The 20,563-nt window shown below is 60.5% G+C and carries 17 protein-coding genes; 4 read left to right on the forward strand and 13 right to left on the reverse strand.

Annotation, left to right across the window (positions count from 1 at the left end; all coding sequences use genetic code 11):
* Complete coding sequence (locus tag Z947_RS0115440) at nucleotides 1-1,197, forward strand: UbiH/UbiF family hydroxylase (RefSeq protein ID WP_025045190.1); 1,197 nt, start codon at nucleotides 1-3, stop codon at nucleotides 1,195-1,197.
* Between the two features lie 18 nt (nucleotides 1,198-1,215).
* On the opposite strand, the gene Z947_RS0115445 is transcribed toward Z947_RS0115440, so the two are convergent.
* The 3 genes from Z947_RS0115445 to Z947_RS0115455 all read right to left on the reverse strand — a co-directional run bounded on the left by Z947_RS0115445 (nucleotide 1,216) and on the right by Z947_RS0115455 (nucleotide 3,371).
* The gene (locus Z947_RS0115445) at nucleotides 1,216-2,340 is read right to left on the reverse strand and encodes an aminotransferase class V-fold PLP-dependent enzyme (protein WP_025045191.1); all 1,125 of its coding nucleotides are present in this window, start codon (nucleotides 2,338-2,340) and stop codon (nucleotides 1,216-1,218) included.
* A gap of 123 nt (nucleotides 2,341-2,463) precedes the next feature.
* Nucleotides 2,464-2,919, reverse strand: coding sequence for an Lrp/AsnC family transcriptional regulator (locus Z947_RS0115450; protein WP_025045192.1), 456 nt, complete (start codon nucleotides 2,917-2,919; stop codon nucleotides 2,464-2,466).
* A complete protein-coding gene (locus Z947_RS0115455) occupies nucleotides 2,916-3,371 on the reverse strand; it encodes an Lrp/AsnC family transcriptional regulator (protein WP_025045193.1) in 456 nt (151 codons plus the stop codon). The genes Z947_RS0115450 and Z947_RS0115455 overlap by 4 nt, the downstream gene beginning before the upstream one ends.
* Before the next feature lie 134 nt (nucleotides 3,372-3,505).
* Here Z947_RS0115455 and ilvC point away from each other — a divergent pair, with 134 nt between their 5' ends.
* Both ilvC and Z947_RS0115465 read left to right on the forward strand, forming a co-directional pair.
* Nucleotides 3,506-4,528, forward strand: a complete 1,023-nt coding sequence (gene ilvC, locus Z947_RS0115460) for a ketol-acid reductoisomerase (protein ID WP_025045194.1) — start codon at nucleotides 3,506-3,508, stop codon at nucleotides 4,526-4,528.
* A gap of 121 nt (nucleotides 4,529-4,649) precedes the next feature.
* Nucleotides 4,650-5,573, forward strand: coding sequence for a DMT family transporter (locus tag Z947_RS0115465; protein ID WP_025045195.1), 924 nt, complete (start codon nucleotides 4,650-4,652; stop codon nucleotides 5,571-5,573).
* 9 nt (nucleotides 5,574-5,582) lie between these two features.
* Here the strand turns inward: Z947_RS0115465 and glmM are convergent, their stop codons facing one another.
* The 9 genes from glmM to Z947_RS0115510 form a co-directional block, all read right to left on the reverse strand.
* A complete protein-coding gene (gene glmM, locus Z947_RS0115470) occupies nucleotides 5,583-6,926 on the reverse strand; it encodes a phosphoglucosamine mutase (protein WP_025045196.1) in 1,344 nt (447 codons plus the stop codon).
* Entirely contained in the window at nucleotides 6,923-7,948 is a 1,026-nt protein-coding gene (folP, locus tag Z947_RS0115475) for a dihydropteroate synthase (RefSeq protein WP_025045197.1), read from the reverse strand. Before folP ends, glmM begins: the two co-directional genes overlap by 4 nt.
* Nucleotides 7,945-8,880, reverse strand: a complete 936-nt coding sequence (locus Z947_RS0115480; RefSeq protein WP_025045198.1) for a dihydroneopterin aldolase — start codon at nucleotides 8,878-8,880, stop codon at nucleotides 7,945-7,947. The genes folP and Z947_RS0115480 overlap by 4 nt, the downstream gene beginning before the upstream one ends.
* Nucleotides 8,881-8,974: 94 nt before the next feature.
* Nucleotides 8,975-9,616, reverse strand: a complete 642-nt coding sequence (locus Z947_RS0115485; protein WP_052880624.1) for a cell wall hydrolase — start codon at nucleotides 9,614-9,616, stop codon at nucleotides 8,975-8,977.
* Nucleotides 9,617-9,746: 130 nt separating this feature from the next.
* Nucleotides 9,747-12,314: a putative PEP-binding protein gene (locus Z947_RS0115490; RefSeq protein WP_025045200.1), complete on the reverse strand. Its 2,568-nt coding sequence runs from the start codon at nucleotides 12,312-12,314 to the stop codon at nucleotides 9,747-9,749.
* 65 nt (nucleotides 12,315-12,379) lie between these two features.
* Nucleotides 12,380-14,443 (reverse strand): glycine--tRNA ligase subunit beta, encoded by a 2,064-nt coding sequence (gene glyS / locus Z947_RS0115495; protein WP_025045201.1) that lies wholly within the window; start codon nucleotides 14,441-14,443, stop codon nucleotides 12,380-12,382.
* Nucleotides 14,444-14,523: 80 nt separating this feature from the next.
* The gene (locus Z947_RS0115500) at nucleotides 14,524-15,357 is read right to left on the reverse strand and encodes a DUF1206 domain-containing protein (RefSeq protein WP_240477540.1); all 834 of its coding nucleotides are present in this window, start codon (nucleotides 15,355-15,357) and stop codon (nucleotides 14,524-14,526) included.
* A 73-nt stretch (nucleotides 15,358-15,430) separates the two neighbouring features.
* Complete coding sequence (locus Z947_RS0115505) at nucleotides 15,431-15,952, reverse strand: DUF6446 family protein (RefSeq protein ID WP_025045203.1); 522 nt, start codon at nucleotides 15,950-15,952, stop codon at nucleotides 15,431-15,433.
* Between the two features lie 55 nt (nucleotides 15,953-16,007).
* Complete coding sequence (locus tag Z947_RS0115510; protein ID WP_025045204.1) at nucleotides 16,008-16,964, reverse strand: glycine--tRNA ligase subunit alpha; 957 nt, start codon at nucleotides 16,962-16,964, stop codon at nucleotides 16,008-16,010.
* A 169-nt stretch (nucleotides 16,965-17,133) separates the two neighbouring features.
* On the opposite strand from Z947_RS0115510, the gene Z947_RS0115515 reads away from it, so the two are divergent.
* Nucleotides 17,134-18,921 (forward strand): serine protease, encoded by a 1,788-nt coding sequence (locus Z947_RS0115515; RefSeq protein ID WP_025045205.1) that lies wholly within the window; start codon nucleotides 17,134-17,136, stop codon nucleotides 18,919-18,921.
* A 90-nt stretch (nucleotides 18,922-19,011) separates the two neighbouring features.
* Here the strand turns inward: Z947_RS0115515 and Z947_RS0115520 are convergent, their stop codons facing one another.
* Nucleotides 19,012-20,562 (reverse strand): thiamine pyrophosphate-binding protein, encoded by a 1,551-nt coding sequence (locus tag Z947_RS0115520; protein WP_025045206.1) that lies wholly within the window; start codon nucleotides 20,560-20,562, stop codon nucleotides 19,012-19,014.
* Between the last annotated feature and the right edge of the window lies 1 nt (nucleotide 20,563).

The raw sequence follows: 20,563 nt of genomic DNA on the forward strand, positions 1-20,563 counted from the left end.
ATGAAATATGATTGCGATATCCTGATTTCCGGGGGCGGCATCGCGGGTCTGACCGCTGCTGCTGTCTTTGGCACTGCCGGCTTTGATGTCATCTGTGTCGATCCTGCCCCGCCCATCACCGAGCGCGACGCCGAGGGGGCGGACATGCGCTCTACCGCAATGCTGCAACCGGCGCGCGCAGTACTGGAAACCGCCGGTGTCTGGGACAGACTGGCCCAGCATGCCGCACCGCTACAGATCATGCGGGTGATCGACGCGGGCGGCGATGTGCCCGAACCGCGCGTGACCCGCGATTTCAACGCATCAGAGATATCCGAACAGCCTTTCGGCTGGAACTTCCCCAACTGGCTGCTGCGCCGAGAGTTGCTGGAACGTATCAAACTGCTGAGCAATGTGGATTTCCGGGCCGGCACCGGCACGACATCCCTGTTCACCCGCACCGCCAGTGCCAAAGTGGGGCTGACCGATGGCAGCCGCATTGTCACGCGCTTGGTGATCGCCGCCGATGGCCGTGACAGCCCGATGCGCGCAGCCGCAGGAATAAAGGTATCAACGCGCCGCTACGGGCAAAAGGCGCTGGCCTTTGCCGTCACCCACCCCATTCCGCATGAGCATGTCTCGACCGAAATCCACCGCACCGGCGGGCCTTTCACGCTGGTCCCCCTGCCGGATCGTGACGGGGTGCCGTCATCGGCGATTGTCTGGATGGATGATGGGCCCAAGACCCAAGAACGCGCCGCGATGGACGTCCCTGCCTTTGAAGCTGCAATGTCGGAACGGTCCTGTCACATTCTTGGCCCGCTCACCCTTGCCAGCCCGCGCAATGTCTGGCCGATCATCAGCCAGCACGCGGACCGCCTGTCCGGTGAACGCATTGCCCTGATTGCCGAAGCCGCCCATGTGCTGCCCCCCATCGGGGCGCAGGGGCTGAACATGTCGCTCCAAGACCTCGCTACGCTGCTGGCGCTTGCACAAACGCACCGCGAGGACTTGGGCAATGCGGCCATGCTGGACGCCTATCACAGCGCGCGTTACCGCGATGTACAACTGCGCATCAACGGCATCGACCTGTTGAACCGCGTGTCCCAAGCCAGCAACCCGATGGCGCGGGATTTGCGCGCGAAAGGGCTGGATGCGCTTTATGCGATGGCACCGGTGCGCAAATTGCTGATGCAGATGGGGCTGGGCGTCCGTTAACGCCCTGCCCCGCCTGATTTACAAAACCTTATCAATTACCGCGCCCAAACGGCCCAGCGTGGCATCCACATCATAAAGCTTGTCGAGGCCGAACAGCCCCAGACGGAAGGTGCTGAAGCCGTCCGGCTCGCCCACTTGCAAGGGCACACCGGCGGCGATCTGCATGCCCTCAGCGGCGAATTTCTTGCCGTTCTGAACGTCGCGATCACTGGTATAGGCCACCACCACACCGGGTGCGCCAAACCCATCAGCGGCAACCGAGGTCACGCCCTTATCCGCAAGCATCTTACGCACCCCGTCGCCCAAGGCCCACTGCGCCTCTTTCAAGCGGCCAAAGCCATATTCCTTGGTCTCGAGAATCGTATCGCGAAACGCCCGCAAGGCATCCGTTGGCATCGTCGCGTGATAGGCGTGACCGCCATCCTCATAGGCTTTCATGATCGCGCGCCATTTGCCCAGATCAATCGCAAAGCTGTCAGAGGTTGTTTCGGCCAACCGCGCCTCAGCCCGCGCCGACATCATCACCAGACCCGCGGAAGGCGACGCCGACCAGCCCTTTTGCGGGGCGGAGATCAACACATCGACGCCCAACGCCTTCATATCGACCCAGATACAGCCCGACGCGATGCAATCCAGCACCATCAGCGCACCAACCTCATGCGCCGCGCGTGCCATCGCCGCAATATAGTCATCCGGCAGGATCACACCTGCGCTGGTTTCCACATGGGGGGCAAAGACCACCTGCGGTTTTTCGTCCTGTATCGCTGCGACAACATCTTCGATCGGGGCCGGCGCAAAGGGGCTGACCGGCGCATTGCCCTCCGGGCGCGCCTTCATCACCGTGGCTTTGGCCGTCAGACCGCCGGTTTCGATGATCTGCGACCAGCGATAGGAAAACCAACCGTTGCGCACGACCAGAACATCCGCACCGCGCGCAAACTGACGCGCGACCGCCTCCATCCCGTAAGTGCCGCCACCGGGCACAAGCGCGACCGCATCCGCATTATAGACCTCGCGCAGCAGTTCGGAAATGTCACGCATCACCTGCTGGAAGCTGCCGCTCATGTGGTTCAGCGACCGGTCGGTGAAAACAACCGAAAATTCTTCAAGACCCGTCGGGTCCACAGTATCAAGCAATGCCATTTTCTTTCCTTCATGCAGATGTTTGTTGCGGACTATACCGCCCCGTCCCCTAGCGCCAACGCAAATCGGCCCCCACCTTTCGCCCCGCCGGTCATTCGCGTTTCCTTTGAAAACACAGGTTTCCTAAAGCGGCCCCGCAAGCCGTTCCTCGCTCAGCAAAACATTCGCCTCCACCTCGCCTGCACCGGGCAAGGTCATGATCCGGCGGCGCAACACCCGTTCAAAGTCGGGTAAATCCCGCGCCACCACCCGTAGGCGATAGTCATAGAGCCCCAGAATATGCTCCACCGTCTGCACTTCGGGGATCGCCGCCACGGCGCGCTCGAAATCCTCTAGCGACACATGTGCCTTGCGGGCCAGTTTGATCCCCAGAAATACCGTCACTCCGAACCCCAGCATTTGCGCATCCAGCCGCAATCGCTGATCGCCCAGCACGCCCGCCTCTTCCAATCGCTTGATCCGCCGCCAGGTCGCCGGTTGCGACAACCCGTATCGTTTGCCCAAAGCGCTGGCCGACTGGCGGGCATTGCGCGCCAGACTTGCGATCAGTTTTCGGTCAATGTCATCAAGCTCAATCATATCGGCAAAACCTCGTCTGCCTTGATCCGCGCCACATGCATCAAGGCCTCAATGTCGGCGATATGCGGCAGGGTCAGAATACGGGCACGGTAGATTTGCTGGTAATGCGCCATGTCGCGTGCGATCACCGACAGGCGCACATCCACCCGCCCCAGAAAAGTCTGGATTTCGATCACCTCGGGCACTTGGCGCGCCTCTGCCAGGAACACATCAAAGGCATTGCCTTGCGTCTTGTCCAATGTCACCCGCAACGACACCTCGACCGCATAACCAAGCGCGCTCCAGTTCACATCGCGGCCCAAACCCTGAATGATGCCCTCTTCTTCCATCCGCGCAATCCGCCGCCCCGCCTTGCCCGCGGTCATCCCACAGCGTTGCGCCAACTCCCCGGGCGACAGACTCGGCTCCGCCTGCCAATACCGCAACAACCGTCGATCCAGATCATCAAGCATGATTTTTCCATTTTTACCACGAAACGCGCATTACCATCTTCATCCGGTTAAATAAACTCACAAATCCGACCTACCTCACCGCGTCAGATCCGCTATGGTCACCCCAGAACACATCAATCCAAAGGACAAAGAACATGCGCGTTTATTATGACCGTGACTGCGACGTTAACCTGATCAAGGACAAAAAAGTAGCCATCCTTGGGTACGGTTCCCAAGGTCACGCCCACGCCCTGAACCTGCGCGACAGCGGCGCGAAAAACCTCGTTGTTGCCCTGCGCGACGGCTCTGCCTCCAAGGCAAAAGCCGAAGGCGAAGGCCTGAAGGTCATGGAAATCTCCGAAGCTGCTGCTTGGGCCGACGTGATCATGTTCACAATGCCCGACGAATTGCAGGCCGAAACGTACAAAAAATACGTCCACGACAACATCCGTGAAGGCGCTGCGATTGCATTTGCCCACGGCCTGAACGTGCACTTCGGCCTGATCGAGCCGAAAGAAGGCATCGACGTCATCATGATGGCACCAAAAGGTCCGGGCCACACGGTGCGCGGCGAATACACCAAAGGCGGCGGCGTGCCTTGCCTGGTTGCGGTTGACCGCGACGCGTCCGGTAAAGCGCTGGAAATCGGCCTGTCCTATTGCTCCGCCATCGGTGGCGGCCGTTCCGGCATCATCGAAACCGACTTCCGCGAAGAATGTGAAACCGACCTGTTCGGCGAACAGGCGGTTCTGTGTGGCGGTATCGTTGAATTGATCCGCATGGGTTTCGAGACACTGGTCGAAGCGGGTTACGAACCTGAAATGGCGTATTTCGAATGCCTGCACGAAACCAAGCTGATCGTGGACCTGATTTATGAAGGCGGTATCGCCAACATGGATTACTCCATCTCCAACACCGCCGAGTATGGCCAGTATGTTTCCGGCCCGCGCATTCTGCCTTACGACGAAACAAAGGCCCGCATGAAAGCGGTTCTGTCAGACATCCAGTCCGGCAAATTCGTGCGCGACTTCATGCTCGAAAACGCGGTTGGCCAGCCAACGATCAAATCTTCGCGCCGTGCAAACGACGAGCACCAGATCGAAGTTGTCGGCGGCAAGCTGCGCGACATGATGCCTTGGATCTCTGCCGGCAAGATGGTCGATAAAGCCAAGAACTAAGCCCTGCGCTTGAGACAGAAGAAAGGCCCGCAGCAGTGCGGGCCTTTTGCGTTTCTGGCTCTGTGTCTCCTGTGGTCCAGCGGCCATTGACCCTACTCGCTGCGCCGCCTAGTTCGGTGGGATGAATGCATCTCCCGAGATTACCTATAAAAGCTGGCTGATGATCGCCGTTCTGGCCTTTGTCTGGGGCGGTACCTTCATGGTGACGGAGATCGCGCTGACCGGCATGACCCCTTTCTGGATCGCCGCCGCCCGCATCGGTTTTGCAGCGCTTGTGATGACCGCGATTTGGGGGTGGCGTGGTTTTATCCTGTTCCAAGCCGCGCCCATTGGATCGGAAAAACTGATCCTGATCGCCGTCGGTGCGTTCAGTGGTGCAATTCCCTTTGCCTTGCTTGCATGGGGCCAGCAACATGTGACATCCGGCTTTGCCGGCGTTTCCATGGCATCGACAGCCCTGATCATTCTTCCGATGGCGCATTTTCTGGTGCCGGGGGAACGGATGACATGGCGGCGTGCCTTGGGGTTTTTCATCGGGTTCTGCGGGGTGGTGGTGTTGATTGGCGGTCAGGCCTTTGAAACGACGGGGGCCCGTCTGGAAACCGCCGGGCGCATGGCCTGTGTCGCGGCGTCGGCCTGTTACGCGGCCTCTTCGATCATGATGCGCCGCTTGCCGCAGGTGGATGCCATCGGGCTTGCCACGGTCTTGTTGCTGATCGGGGCCTGTTTCAGCATCCCCCTTGCCTATGTCATCGAAGGAGCACCCGAAATGCCGGAAACCGACATTTTGTTGGTGCTGGTCTTTCTGGGCCTTGTCCCCACGGCCGCTGCAAACTTCCTGCGGGTCTTGGTGGTGCGCAGCGCAGGCCCGGTGTTTATGAGCCTTGTGAACTATCAGGTGCCGGTCTGGTCGGTGGTGCTGGGCGCGTTGATCCTGTCCGAACCGCTGCCCCCCGCACTGCTTTATGCGATGGGGCTGATTTTGGCAGGGGTCGGGGTCAGCCAGTACGGGGCGCTGCGCAGGTTGTTCGGCACACGCCCCTGAACCGGCAGATTAATTCACCGCCTGTTCAACCGCTGCCACGACACTGTCGACGACCTGCTCCATAAAGCTTGCGTCCTCGTGTTCTGCCATTACTCGCACCAAAGGTTCGGTGCCGGACTTGCGGATCAACAGACGCCCGCCCCCTGACAAATCAGCCTCGGCCTGCTTGATCGCGGCAAGCACCTGCGCATCTTCAAGTGGCAGCTGCCCCGCATCAAAGCGCACGTTCTTCAGCAGTTGCGGCACTTTTTCGAATTGGTTCAACAGAGTGGATGCCGGTTTCTGCGCGCGCACCATTTCCGCCAGAAACTGCAACCCCGCCATAAGCCCGTCACCGGTTGTGGCGTGATCGGTCATCACGATATGGCCCGATTGTTCACCGCCAAGGTTAAAGCCGCCCTGCCGCATCCGTTCCACCACATAGCGGTCGCCCACATTGGTACGTTCCAGACGCAATCCGCGCCCGTTCAGGAAATTCTCCAACCCGAGGTTGCTCATCACCGTAGCAACCAGCGCACCGCCCTTGAGCCGGTCCTCTTCGGCCCAACGCGCCGCCATCAACGCCATAAACTGATCGCCGTCCCCGACTTTACCGTTCTCGTCGATTAGGATCACGCGGTCAGCATCGCCATCCAGACAGATGCCCACATCCGCCCCGTGCGCCACTACCATTTCGGCAGCGGACTGCGGATGGGTTGAACCACAGCCCTCGTTGATGTTGTTGCCGTTTGGCGCAATCCCCATCGGGATCACGTCCGCGCCCAATTCCCATAGGGCATCCGGCGCCACGCGGTGCGCCGCGCCATTCGCGCAATCAAGCACGACCTTCAACCCGTCCAGACGCATCCGGCGCGGGAACGTCGATTTGACCCGCTCGACATAACGATAGCGCCCGTCGTCAATGCGCTTTGCACGACCGATTTCCGCAGCAGGGGCCGGATCAACACCAGACGCAACCAGCGCTTCGATCTCGGCTTCTACGCTATCGGACAATTTGAACCCGTCAGGTCCGAAAAACTTGATCCCGTTGTCATGCGCCGGATTATGGCTGGCGGAAATCATCACCCCCAGATCCGCCCGCATCGAGCGCGTTAGCAAGCCCACCGCTGGGGTCGGCACCGGCCCGAGCAGCAACACATTCATGCCGGTGCTGGTCAGACCGGCAGTCAGCGCATTTTCAAACATATAGCCCGACAGGCGCGTGTCCTTGCCGATCACCACCCGGTGCACGGAAGAGCCGTCATTGCGAAAATACCGCCCCACGGCCGCGCCGATGCGCAGCGCCATCTCGGGGGTCATCGGGTGAATATTGGCCGTGCCACGCACGCCGTCTGTACCAAAAAGTTTGCTCATGTCTGTCTTCCTGCCATGGCGGATCGCCAAAGCGCTATTGCCTGAATCGTCTCCGCCACATCATGCACCCGCAGAATTTGCGTGCCATGGGAAAGCGCGGCCAATGCGACCCCTAAACTTCCCGCCATCCGCGCATCTGCTTTCGCTTCACCACCTATAGTGCCAACAAACCGTTTACGCGAGGCCCCCAGCAGGACAGGCACGCCAAGGCTGTGAAACAGGCTGAGGCGCGCGAGGATCGTCAGATTGTGCTCAAGGGTTTTTCCAAAGCCGATGCCCGGATCCGCGATGATCCTGCCCCGCGCGATCCCGCCTTGCACCAAAGCGTCGATCTGCACGTCAAGGAAATCGTAAACATCCAGCAAAACATCATCATATTGTGGATCAACCTGCATTGTCGCGGGATCCCCCAGCGCGTGCATCACACAGACCGGCACGTCCTGTTGCGCGGCCAGCGGGGACAATGCCGCGTCGAACGTAAAACCGGATACATCGTTGATCAGCCCTGCACCCGCCTCCAGCGCCGCCTGCGCCACGGCGGCTTTGCGGGTATCTACGGAAATCAGCGTTTTCACACCCGCGCGGCGCAATCCGCTGATCACTGGCACAACGCGGCCAATTTCGGCGTCAATCGCCACGGTTTCGGCCCCCGGACGGGTGGATTCGCCGCCAACATCCAGCAGATCAACACCGGCATCGCGCATCGCCTGCCCCGCGCGCACCGCGTCATCAGCCGCAGCATGCCGCCCGCCGTCAGAAAAACTGTCAGGTGTCGCGTTCAAAATCCCCATCACACGTGGCGACGACATGGAGAGACCGCCGATATCCGCGCGAGGGGCCGCCAGACGGTCGATGACCTCAGACGGGGCCTCGGTCAGCGGGATCACCTTTGGAATGCGCCCGCGGGCCAGAACTTCTAGGTGGGTGAACCAGCCCCACCCGCCTGCCAAGGCCACAGCCCCAGCCGGACGGATCGGCCCGGTTTGCACAAGCGGGCGGAAATAATCAGACGAACCGCTCACAGCTGCGCCTGTTCAACATCCATAGCGCGCAGAGGCACCGAACTGTCGGCAGGCATATCTGCCCCGACAACCAGCATCTCCTGTGCATCAAAGCTGGCCGCGAACCACGCTGCCAAAGCCACGGCATCACGCGGCTGCGCCGACGGCGTATCGACCGCATCGAGCACAATCTTGGACGGGGCCCACACACAGGTCTGGCCGTTTTTCATCGCCCAATCCAGCTCGGTTCGGGTTTCGACCACCACACAACGGTCATCCTTTGACGCCAAAACCCACGCATTCTGTTCAATCGCCAATAGATCAATGCGCCGCTGCGCCATTTTATGGGGGACTTGGGGCGCAGTGGCCTCGGCCGCACCAACACAAAGGATCAGCGGGCGGCCCAGTTTTTCCAACTGATCCAGCCAGCCCTTAAGGTGGGGCGACGTGATGGCTGCGTTGCTGAGATACACCAGCTCCGGTTGGGGCGTGCCCTCTGCGACCAACTCGCCAGCGGCCTCTTCTGCCCGTGTGCGGACAATTTCCACACCCAAGGCCCCCGGACCGCGGTCCAGCTTTTCGATCCGCACAAAAGCCCGCACCGCTTGCGGTTCCAGCAGAATACGTTCCGCCACCCGTTCAGCCAAGGTTTCCAGCAGCGCCAAGCGTTCAACCGCCAGCTCGGCCGCAATCGCCTCGGTGACGCGATCATAGCTCAGGATGCGATCAACATCGTCGTCAATCGGGCCGGTCAAGGGACGCACTTCGACCACTACGTTGAAACAAATACGCTGGGTGACACCGCGTTCCGCCTGAAAGGCACCGATTTCGACCTCTACAGTGTGGTCGCGTAGGGAAATCCGGTCAAGCGGGTCGCCTTCGGGCAGCGTTTCGGACATCGCATCAGCGCGTTCGGACGGATGGGCAAAGGCCAGTCGGACTTCGTTCGGCATAGGAGCACCCCTTGGTGATGGAACTGTTTACCCCTCTACCGATCCTGTCGTCAAAGGAACAGTCCGGTTTCCGGCAGACCAAGGCCGCAAAACGTCAGTTGGATGCGGTACGCCATGTGTGACGGTAAAACAGATGCACCCCGATCTTGGCCGTGCGGGTATAGACGCGCGCCCACCGCGGGTTTACGGCTGTGGTGTGGTAATGCGTGGCCCCTTCGGTCAGGGCGGGCACCTTGCCGTCCATCATCAACCGGGCAATTTTGCCCACACGGGCAAAGGCCTGCGGCTCGGCAATCACTTCGGCATGGCCATCACAGGTATAGGTGAATTGGCACTGGTATTTCTTGCCCGTGCCCTGATTGATTACCGCGCAAAGCGATCCGGGGAAACGCGCACTTTTGACGCGGTTCGAGATGACCTCTGCCACGGCAAACTGGCCTTTGACCGTCTCGCCACGTGCCTCGAAATACAGTGCTTCGGCCAGACAACGCCACTGGGCGGAACCGGTGGCTTTGGGCTGCGCATCGATCCAGCTGCGCGAGAATTTCACACTGCCCTTCGCAGCCGCCGGTTGTACCAGCAATTCATTCAGTCGGTTTTCGCCGGTCGATTTAAGACCTTTTTGTTCAACGCGGGCCAGATCCTTGGCTTTGTCGGATGACGCATCTGCCCCCATAGGAACAAGGGTCATTGTGCCCAACATCAGGGCGATGAACATGTGGCGAATCGGAAACATCAAGGATCTCATAGGTCATTTCAATTGGGTCTGCGCTTAGCACAAATCCCAAAATGGTAAAGCGCAGCGCCCCCGATGCGCACGCAAACCCGCTATGCGCCACACTCCGTGGCGAAATCCCGCCGGTTCCCTACCCGATCTTGTGTTTGATCGCCAACTGCGCCGCTGCCAATCTTGCAACCGGAACGCGAAATGGCGAACAGGAAACGTAGTCAAACCCCGCATCGCGGCAAAAAGCGATTGATTCGGGGTTGCCGCCATGCTCGCCACAAAGCGAAATCGTGATGCCCGGTTGCGCTGCGCGCCCGCGTTCCGCCCCCAGCTTCAGCAGCTCTCCGACGCCCTGCGTATCAAGCATGTGAAACGGGTCTTCGGCGAACACCCCCTGCTGCACGTAGTCCGACATGAACCGCCCCGCATCATCGCGCGACAAGCCGTAAGTCATCTGCGTCAAATCGTTGGTGCCAAAACTAAGGAAGGCACAATGCGGCGCAATTTCGCCCGCCATCAAAGCCGCACGCGGGGTTTCGACCATGATGCCCAGACGATATTCAAAACTGCTGTCCTGTTCCGTGCGCACGGCTGCGGCAACCGCGTCGATGGCGGTTTTAACCAACTCGACCTCGCGGCGCGCCGACACCAGCGGTATCATGATCTCGGGCACGACCGGATCGCCGTCGCGGCTGACCTCTACGGTTGCTTCAAAGATCGCGCGCGCCTGCATTTCGTAGATTTCCGGCACCGTCACCCCAAGGCGCACGCCGCGCAGACCCAACATCGGGTTATATTCCGACATCGCTTCGATCCGACGTGTCACATCCGACAAGGGCAGGTTCAGCGCATCGGCCAATTCGCGCTGGCCCGCTTTATGCATCGGCAGGAATTCATGCAGCGGGGGGTCAAACAAGCGGATACAGACCGATTGCCCCTGCATGATGCGAAACAGCTCTTTGAAATCATCGCGCTGCATCGGCAGCAGGCGTTCCAGCACCGCGCGCCGGTCCTCGCCGGTTTCGGCAAAGATCATTTCGCGCATCACCGTCAGACGCCCAGGTTCAAAGAACATGTGTTCCGTGCGGCATAGCCCGATACCATGGGCGTTGAAGTTGCGCGCAGTCTGCGCATCCGCCGGCGTGTCCGCATTGGCCCGCACACCAATGTCTGCAACATCTTCGGCCCAGCCCATCAATCGCGTGAAATTTTCGTCCAGCGCGGCTTCGATCATCTGGGCAGAGCCGGCAAGGACAGCGCCGCTGGACCCGTCCACGGTGATCTCATCACCTTCACCAAAAACGCGGCCATCTTTTGTGGTCATCTGTTTTTTGATCAGATTGAACTTGATATCCGATACCCCCACCACGCAGGGCAAGCCAAGGCCACGCCCGATGACTGCCGCGTGACTGGTCACACCGCCGCGTTCGGTCAGAACGCCGGCTGCGGCATGCATGCCGCGAATGTCCTCGGGGGATGTCTCGCGCCGGATCAGGATACAGGCCTCGCCACGTGCCGCCAGCGCCTGTGCCTCGGTCGCCGAAAACACGATCCGCCCTGTCGCCGCACCGGGGCTTGCGGCAATGCCCCGACCGATCACGTCACGGGTAAAGCGCGGATCAATCTGGCGGTGCAGCAATTCCGTCAAGGTGCGCGGCTCGACCCGCATCAGGGCTTCTTCACGCGGAATGATGCCCTCGTCCGCCAAAGCCACGGCAATCTTGACCGAAGCCCGCGAGGAGCGGGCCACAACCACACCGTCCAGAATATGCAGCTTGCCGTCTTCGATCACAAATTCGACCTGCATTTCGGCCCGCAGCTTGCGGCGCATCAGGGCCGCATGTTCGGTCAGTTCTTTAAAGGCCTCGGGGGCGAGTTCCTCCAAGGAGGGACCGCGCGCATCCCGTGTCAGATAAAGACTGCCCGCGCCCGAGGCCAAGGCGTCCCGCCCCTGCGACTGGCTGAGATAGCGACCGGTGATCTGGCGCAACCCCGTATCGGAATCCACCAGTTGCAACACACCGGAGCCACATTGACCGTTGCCCACACCAAAGGCCATTTCCTGCACGACCAACCCCAGACCCGCATCCGCCGGCGCGCCCTTGGCCTGACGCAACAACCGCGCCGAGGTCCCGTTCCACGCCCGCGCCATGGAGCGCAATACACCGGTCAGCTGCACTTCGGGATCTTGGGGGAATTGCTCTTCTGTTTCAATCTCATAGGCGCGCAAGGACTGGGTCAGCGCGGCGCGCCCCTGCCCCGACACATCGTCAAACATATCCGGGTCCAGACGGGCCACATTGATCGAATAGCCTTGCACAAAGCGCGTATAAAGCCGCGCGGCGGCTTCTTCGCCGATGCTGTCGCACAGCTCTTCGAAACGGGTGTCGTTGATACCGATGTTAAGCACAGCGCCCGGACCGCCCCAATCGGGGTCCTGACTGGACGGGCGCACACACATCAGCGCCCCGTCGGGCATGGCCGCGACCACGCTGGCCACATCGGGCATTTCGCCCTTGGCAATCTTGTGCACTGCGTCAAAGGACAGGGCGACCGTGCGCGGCACCGGCAAATCCAGCCGCACCAGACGTTGCAAGCATTTCGCCCGCCCGCCGTGGGTCACATTTGCGATCGGGCCGGTCGCTGTGACCAGCGTTGTATCGGGATCATTCTGCACTGCAGCACCTTTGGCTTTCGGGTGCAGCATAGGGTTTATCGCCTGTCTGACAAGGGCGCGCGGTGCCCTTTGTCATTCCAGCGTTACAAAGGTGGTTAACCATCCACCTTTGTCAAATCGGCAACCGAGGTACAGAGCGTGCGGATGCGGCTGAGCAGGTTCAGACGGTTGCGCCGCACGGCCCCGTTGTCGCTGTTCACCTGCACCGCATCAAAGAACGCATCGACCGGCGCACGCAGCGTGGCCATTGCGGACATGGCGGTGGTGAAATCTTGCGACGCCATCGCAGGGGTGATCACCGCCTCGGCCTCATCAAGCGCCTTGAACAAGGCGCGCTCTTCGTCGGTTTCGCTGAACTTCACATCCGCGCCGTAGGAGTATTCGACGCCGTCGGCCTCTTCCGCTTGAGTGAGGATGTTATTGGCGCGTTTGAAACCCTGGATCAGGTTTTCGCCGTCATCGGTTTTGAGGGTTTCGGAAAGCGCTTTGGCACGTTTGACGAGGAGGGTCAGGTCGTCGTTACCTTCCATCGCGATGCAGGCGTCGATGATGTCGTGACGGACGCCTTGGTCCTTGAGGTAGACTTTGAGGCGGTCGTGGAGAAATGCGAGAAGGTCGTCAACATCGGCCGCATCATTGGCGCTCTGTACTGGCTCGGAAATTCGAAGGGAAACATCGTTCTCGATGAGGATACGAATAACCCCCAAAGCAGCCCGCCGCAGCGCAAAGGGATCCTTCGACCCAGTAGGCTTCTCGTCGATCGCCCAGAAACCGGTCAGTTTGTCGATCTTCTCTGCCAGCGCCACGGCCACGGACACGGGCGCGGTTGGCACATCATCGGACGGCCCCAAAGGGGCGTAGTGTTCCTGCGCTGCCGCAGCAACCGCATCGGACTTGCCCGCCGCAGAGGCATAGTAGCGCCCCATCAAGCCCTGCAATTCGGGGAATTCATAGACCATTTCGGACGACAAATCGGCCTTGGCCACACGCGCCGCCGCTTCGGCCTCATCCGCATCGGCACCCACCATCGGGGCCAGTTCGCGGGCCAGCACGGCCATGCGTTCGATCAGCTCGGCCTGTGTGCCCAGCTTGTTGTGGAAGGTGACGTTCTCCAACGCTTTGACCCACGTGGCCATTCCGGTGTCCGATTGCGCGACGCGCAGATCGTTTTCCCAAAAAAACTTGGCATCCGACAAACGCGCCGACAGCACCTTTTCATTGCCGGCCAGAATTGTCGCGCCATTGTCCGCCGTGGTGCGGTTGGCAACGGTGATGAATTTCTCGATCCGCCCCGTCTTTGGATTGCGTACGGAGAAAAACTTCTGGTGCTCTTTCATCGAGGTTTGCAGCACCTCGGGCGGCAGGCCAAGGAAATCGTCGGCAATATTGCCCATCAACACGACCGGCCATTCGACCAGCCCTGCGACTTCGGCCAGCAAACCGGCGTCCTCGACCACTTCCATGCCAGAGGCGAAAGCCACATTCGTCGCATCGTTCCAGATTGTTTCGGCCCGTGCATCGGCGCGCAGCACCACATTGGCGCGCGCGAGTTTGGCCTCGTAGTCTTCGAAAGACGTGACCTTGATCGCGTCGGGCGCAAGGAAGCGGTGGCCAAAGGTGGTGTCACCGGACGTGATGCCGTCCACATCCATCGGCACCACTTCGGCACCGTCTTCGGCAGAAAGGATGCAGATGATCGAATGCAACGGACGCACCCATTTCAAGGCACCCGCGCCCCAGCGCATGGATTTGGGCCATGGGAAGTTGCGGATCGTCTGTTCCAGCACTTCCGCGACGATCTTTGCCGCGGGACGGCCCGGTTTGTCGATTTTGGCGAACAGGATTTTGCCCTTGGGCGTGTCGCGTTCCTCAAGCTGGTCGCGCGTCACCCCTGCCCCGCGCAGAAACCCCTCGATGGCTTTCTCCGGCGCGTCGGCCTTGGGGCCTTTGCGCTCTTCGACCACGGACGGGCTTTCGGCCAGCATCCCCTCAAGCGTCAGGGTCAGACGGCGCGGCGTGCTGAATGCGGCAGCGGAGGCATAGGTCAATCCGGCATCGACCAGACCGTTCGTCACCAGCTTTTGCAAATCCTGCGCAGCACGCGTTTGCATACGGGCGGGGATTTCTTCGGAGAAGAGTTCGATCAGCAGGTCGGGCACGGCAGGTATCCTTGGATGAAACGCAAATGATGCGGCAGTGTTTGCCGCCTGATACCGATACCGCGCGGGCGGGTCCAGCCCTAGGTCAACCGTTGCGCGGCGCGGCGCATGGTTTCTACATCCGGCCCGTCAATGGTTGGCACGATCCGCCAGACCGCTTCGGCAAGGTTATAAAGCGCGAATGCAATAAGCCCAAGGCCCGCAAACCCCAGCAGCACGCGGCCAAACGCCAGATCACGCAGGCTTTGCAAGGCCTGTCCCAGACCGCCCGACTGCGCGGCCTCGCCGTTCCACGCCGCAAACCCGAAAGAGACGGCCACCAGCACCAGCAATCCGCCATAAATGATCAGCCCGTATTTCAACAGCGGATCAATCCGCGACAGTAAATGGGCCGAGGCAAGGTGATCCTGATATTCCGAAAACGCACCTTTCTTGACATAATACACCCCTGCCCCCGCCAGAACCAGCGCGCCGGTTGCAACAATCGGGCGCCCGCCGGGCAGATCCAGCAGGGCCTGAATCCACGCGATTTGGCTGTTTTGCCCGTCGCGGGCACTGCCAATGGCCAATGCCATGACCCATAGGCCAATTCCGCCGTGAATGACCCCTGTAACGATTTGCCCCGCTCTGGCGAAGATGCCCTTGGCCCCGCGCCCGTGTTCTTCGACATCCGCGATACCCGCAACGATGCGCCATATCATGTATGCAAAAAGACCGATGGCGATAAAGGACAGCATCGCAATACCAAGGGGGGCCGCCCGCAATTGGGAGAGTGCGTCCTTGGTCCCTTCCGGTTGGGACGGGCTGAAAGCGGCCCAAAACGCCAGACTGCCAACAAGGACGTAAATCACGCCACGTGCGGCATACCCCGCCCGCATCGTCCATTTTAGTGCTTCATGAGATGCGGATACCATTTGTGCCCCTTTGCCAATCTAAGTCGGCACAGGGGCAATTGGTTCCCTTTCACAATGTCTTTGCTGCGTCGGCTTACTGGGTTGCCTCTGGCAAAACGGGGCATTCTTCGCCCACCACCGTGCCGTCATAGGCTTTTTCACCACAATCGTTCAGCTCGTGCCAGACATATCCGCGCCCGTCATCGGTGATGGCAACAATGCGGTCGACGCCGTAATGGACGTTTTTCGCGCCCATAAATGTCAGCGCGGTGCCGGCGGTGATTTCGGCCCCGATGGCGGCGGCATCGAAACAGTCAAACCAGTCGGGCGCATTGCGCGGTTCGGCACCGTCGATCAACACATAGCTTTCGGTCAGAAAGGCAAGGCTTTGCGTGGTGGTGAAACAGGCGCGATAGCGGATCGGCGAGCTTTCCGCGTCGATCGCTTGGAAGCTGTCGAACAGGATCGGTTCGGGCGCGTCCGTGTTCAGTGACACAAGGGTGACTTCTTCTTCGGCCACGGCTTCGTAAAAGCCGTAGATTTGCAGGTAATACAGCCCCGCGCCGGCGATGAGTGCTGATATCAAGATCACGACCCCTACGATTTTGCCATTCATGACTGCAGGCCCGCCCTTACGGGACGTTTGGCCGATGACTGGCACGCGGCCCTGTTCATGCTGCGTCCTCGGACCAGCCGCCCGCGCGGGTCTGTACAAAGGCATCCGCGCACATCTTGGACAGGGTGCGCACCCGCCCGATATAGGCCTGGCGTTCGGTCACGGAAATCACGCCCCGCGCGTCCAGCAGGTTGAACATATGGCTGGCCTTGATGCATTGGTCATAGGCCGGATGCGCCATGATGATGCGCTTGCCGGTCTTGGGGTCCTGGGCAGGCTCTTCAAGGATGGCCTTGCAATGGGCCTCTGCCTCTTCAAACTGGCGGAGCAGTACCTCGGTGTTGGCCGTGTCGAAATTCCAGCGCGCGTATTCTTCTTCGGTCTGTTTGAACACGTCGGCATAGGTCAGCGGGATCAGCGCATCGGGATCGTTGAACGGCATGTCCATCACGTGATCAACACCGAGCACATACATCGCCAGACGTTCCAGACCATAGGTCAACTCGCCGCTGACCGGATGGCAGTCGTGCCCGCCGACCTGCTGGAAATAGGTGAACTGGCTGACTTCCATACCGTCACACCAGACTTCCCAGCCCAAGCCCCACGCGCCGAGTGTCGGGCTTTCCCAATCGTCCTCGACAAAACGGATGTCGTGCAGATCCATGTTAATGCCGATGGCCTCAAGGCTGCCAAGATACAGTTCTTGCAGGTTCGGCGGGCTGGGTTTGATCAAGACCTGATACTGGTAATAATGCTGCAACCGGTTGGGGTTCTCCCCATAGCGCCCGTCTGTAGGACGGCGCGAGGGCTGCACGTAGGCGGCGGCCCAAGGTTGCGTGCCAAGCGAGCGCAGCGTGGTTGCGGGGTGGAACGTCCCTGCCCCGACTTCCATGTCATAGGGCTGCAACACAGCGCAGCCTTTGGAGGCCCAATAGTTCTGCAACGCCAGTATGATCGCCTGAAACGATTGCGGTTTTGCGCGGCTTTGGGTGTTCTCGGGGGTCTGGGACATCTCATTTGCCTCTCATTGGCTTTGCCGTCTACCTACGGTCCACGCCCTTGGGCGTCAATTGCATCACACCTACAAAATCGCGTGGCAAAATCACTCATGCCACCATGGCATTTCCATCGGTTTCCTGCTTAATCTCCGCAACCCGTGATTTAAGTGAGAAACTTCCCCTATGACGCGTATTTTTTCGGCTTTGTTGGCTGCGGTGTTCACCCTGTCCGTTCTTTCGGCGTCAACCGCAGGGGCACAATCCCCGGATGACGTGGTCTGGGTCCAGATTGAAGCGCAGCCGCAACTGTCAGAGGCGACAGCCCGCGCACGCGATTATGCGGACCTTGTCGAAGATGTGAACGGCTTCTCGCTGGGCGGGGGCTGGTACGCAATTGCAGTGGGCCCCTACCGCCGTGCAGATGCCGAACAGGTCTTGCGCCAATATGTGCGCAGCCGCATCGTGCCGCGCGACAGCTTTATCCAGCTTTCCGAAAACTTCCGCCAGCAATTCTGGCCAGTCGGAGCAAATGTTCTGAACCGCGATGTGATCGCCGCACCCGGCGCTGTCGATATTGCGACCGCCCCCGCTGAACCGGCTGACACCGCACCAGAACCTGCCGTCCCTGACGTTCCTGTACTGGAACCCACGGACGAGACCCTTGCACAAGCGCGGCGCAGTGAACGCAGCTTAAGTGCGCAGGACCGCAAGGATCTGCAAATTGCGTTGCAATGGGCAGGCTTTTACAACGCGGCAATTGACGGGTCTTACGGGCGCGGCACCCGCAATTCGATGGCCGCGTGGCAAGAGGCCAATAATTTCGAGGTCACTGGCGTTTTGACCACCCAGCAACGCGCCGCCTTGCTCAAGCAATATAACGCAGTCCTCGACGGGCTGGGATTGCAAATGGTGCGTGACGATCAGGCGGGAATCGAAATGGTGATGCCAACGGCAGAAGTCGGTTTTGCCAAATACGAAGCGCCCTTTGCGCAGTACGACAGCACCGGCGATATCGGCGCACGTATCTTATTGATCTCGCAGGCCGGTGACCAGAACACGCTGTTCGGCCTCTACGATATTATGCAAACGCTCGAGATTGTACCGTTGAACGGGCCGCGGGAACGCAACAAATCCTCCTTCACACTGGTGGGTGAAAACGACCGGATCATCAGCGAAACCCGCGCCTCTTTGCAAGACGGGCAGGTCAAGGGCTTTACCCTGATCTGGCCGGCAAATGACGAAGCACGGCGCAGCCGCGTGATGGACGAGTTGGTCAAAAGCTTTACCCGCCTGCCCGGCGCGCTGGACCCCGCAGCGGGTGGCGATGCCGAGCAAGCGATTGATCTCGTGTCGGGCCTTCAGGTCCGTCAGGCCAAACTGGCGCGCTCGGGCTTTTTCGTCGATGGCAGCGGCACCGTGGTCACCACCGCCGAGGCTGTGGCGTCCTGTGGGCGGTTGACCGTGGACGGCGATACCGATGCGGATGTGCTGGCGCAGGACGCCGACACCGGCCTTGCGATCCTGAAACCCCGCAGCGCCCTTGCCCCTTTAGCGGTTGCGGCCTTTGATCTCGGCACGCCGCGTCTGCAATCGGAAATCTCTGTTGCGGGCTTCTCTTACGAGGGCGTTCTGTCGGCCGCGACCCTGACCTTTGGCAAGGTCGCCGATGTGCGCGGACTGGCAGGTGAGGAAAACCTCAACCGCCTGTCCCTCAAAGCACAGGCCGGTGATGCGGGCGGACCAGTGTTTGATGCCAGCGGCAATGTCGTGGGGATGTTACTGCCCAAACCCACAGGGGCACAGGAACTGCCCGAAGACGTCAGCTTTGCGCTGGACGGCGATTCCATTGCGACACTGGCGACACAGGCCGGCGTGCAACTGACGGCCTCTGATCGCACCGGCAGCGTCGCACCGCGCGATTTGCGGCTTGCCGCGCAAGGCATGACCGTGCTGGTCAGTTGCTGGGAGTAACGCACAGGGTAAGACTTTTACAAAAGTCTTACCCTGTCCTGTTCTTAAAAGACGGACGTGGCTTGCGGCGCGGACTTTTAAAGTAAACGCCTACCCCAGAATCGCTGGCGTCAGGTAGATCAGGGTCGGCCCCTCCGCCGCGAAAGCTTCGGTCACAGCGTCTTGCATCTGCGACAGGTCTGCCGGTGCCACAGCCCGCGCGCCAAACGCTTCGGCCAGCTTCACAAAATCAGGGTTGCGGGCCACCACCGCATTCGGCGCGATTTGCGCACGCACCATGCTGTCCTCGATCTCGCCCAGCTTGCCATTGTCCCACAGGATGATCGGCACGCTCAGCCCTAGTTCCACCGCCACGCCCAGTTCCTGCATGGTGTAGTGAAAGCCGTAATCCCCGATGATCGCCATCGTCGGTTTGCCCTGCCGTGCCACAGCCCCGCCAATGGCCGCAGGGGTCGCATAGCCCAGTGTGCCAAAGCCATAGGGGTGATGCCAATGCCCCGGCCGGTCCATGTCCCAGACTTCCTTGGCGACATAGGCGAATTGGGTCATGTCGGAATAGATCATCGTATCGGGTGGCGTGACCTCGCGCAGGGCATCGCAGACCGGCACGATGCCGGGGCGCTCTGCGTCCGTCTCGGACCGCCAGCGTGCGCGGGTTGCCGCGACCACATCTGCGCGCCATTCTGTTTGACCTGCGTCTTGTGGCAGCGCCGCCGCCAATGCGGTCAGAAAGGCACCGGCCTCGGCTTGCATAGGATGGCTGGCGCGCTGGGGGTCGGACAGCACTTCGGGATCAAGATCAATGCGTACCAGATCACCAGTATGCCCCAGATGTGGGCGCCAAAGGTCAACCTCTGCCAGCTCGGTGCCAATGGCGATGACCAGATCGGCCTGCCCCACAACATTTGCACTGTCGCCCCGTGCCAGACAGGAACCGAAATTCAGCGATGCATCACCTGCGATGATACCGCGCCCCGCATAGGTCGACATGCTGGCCGCACCACAAGCGGCCACAACCTGCCGCGCGGCTTCTGACGCATGTGCTGCACCGCCGCCAAAGACGAACAGCGGTTTTTGCGCATCCCCCAACATGCTGACCAGTTGCGCCACATCTGCGGCGCGGTACCCTGCCGGTGTGACAGGGGTCAGCTTTGCCGGTGCCGGATTTGCCAACCCTTCGAGCTGTGCAATCGGCACCTGAATATGTTTCGAACGCGGACGTGCGCCGGTGAATTCGGCAAAAGCACGATCAACCAGCCCATAGGCGGCATCCGCCCCCACCGCGACCTCGGACCAGTCACAGACCGTAGCGGCAGCCGTCTGCTGGTCTTTCATCTGGTGCAATTGGCCACGCCGCGCCGCGACTTCGTCCAGACACGAAGAGATCACCAGCATCGGCACGGAATCCGAATAGGCCTGCCCCATTGGCGTCATCACATTGCACAACCCCGGTCCGGTGATCACATAGGCCACCCCCGGTTTGCCCGTTGCGCGCGCATAGCCGTCAGCCATGAACCCCGCGCCCTGTTCGTGACGGGCCAGCACATGCTGGATGCCCGCCTCTTCGATGCCGCGGTACATTTCCTGATTGTGCACACCGGGGATGCCGAAAATCACATCCACCCCGCGTTCTTTCAACATA

Origin of the sequence: Sulfitobacter geojensis (genome assembly GCF_000622325.1) — a bacterium.
GTDB lineage: Bacteria > Pseudomonadota > Alphaproteobacteria > Rhodobacterales > Rhodobacteraceae > Sulfitobacter > Sulfitobacter geojensis.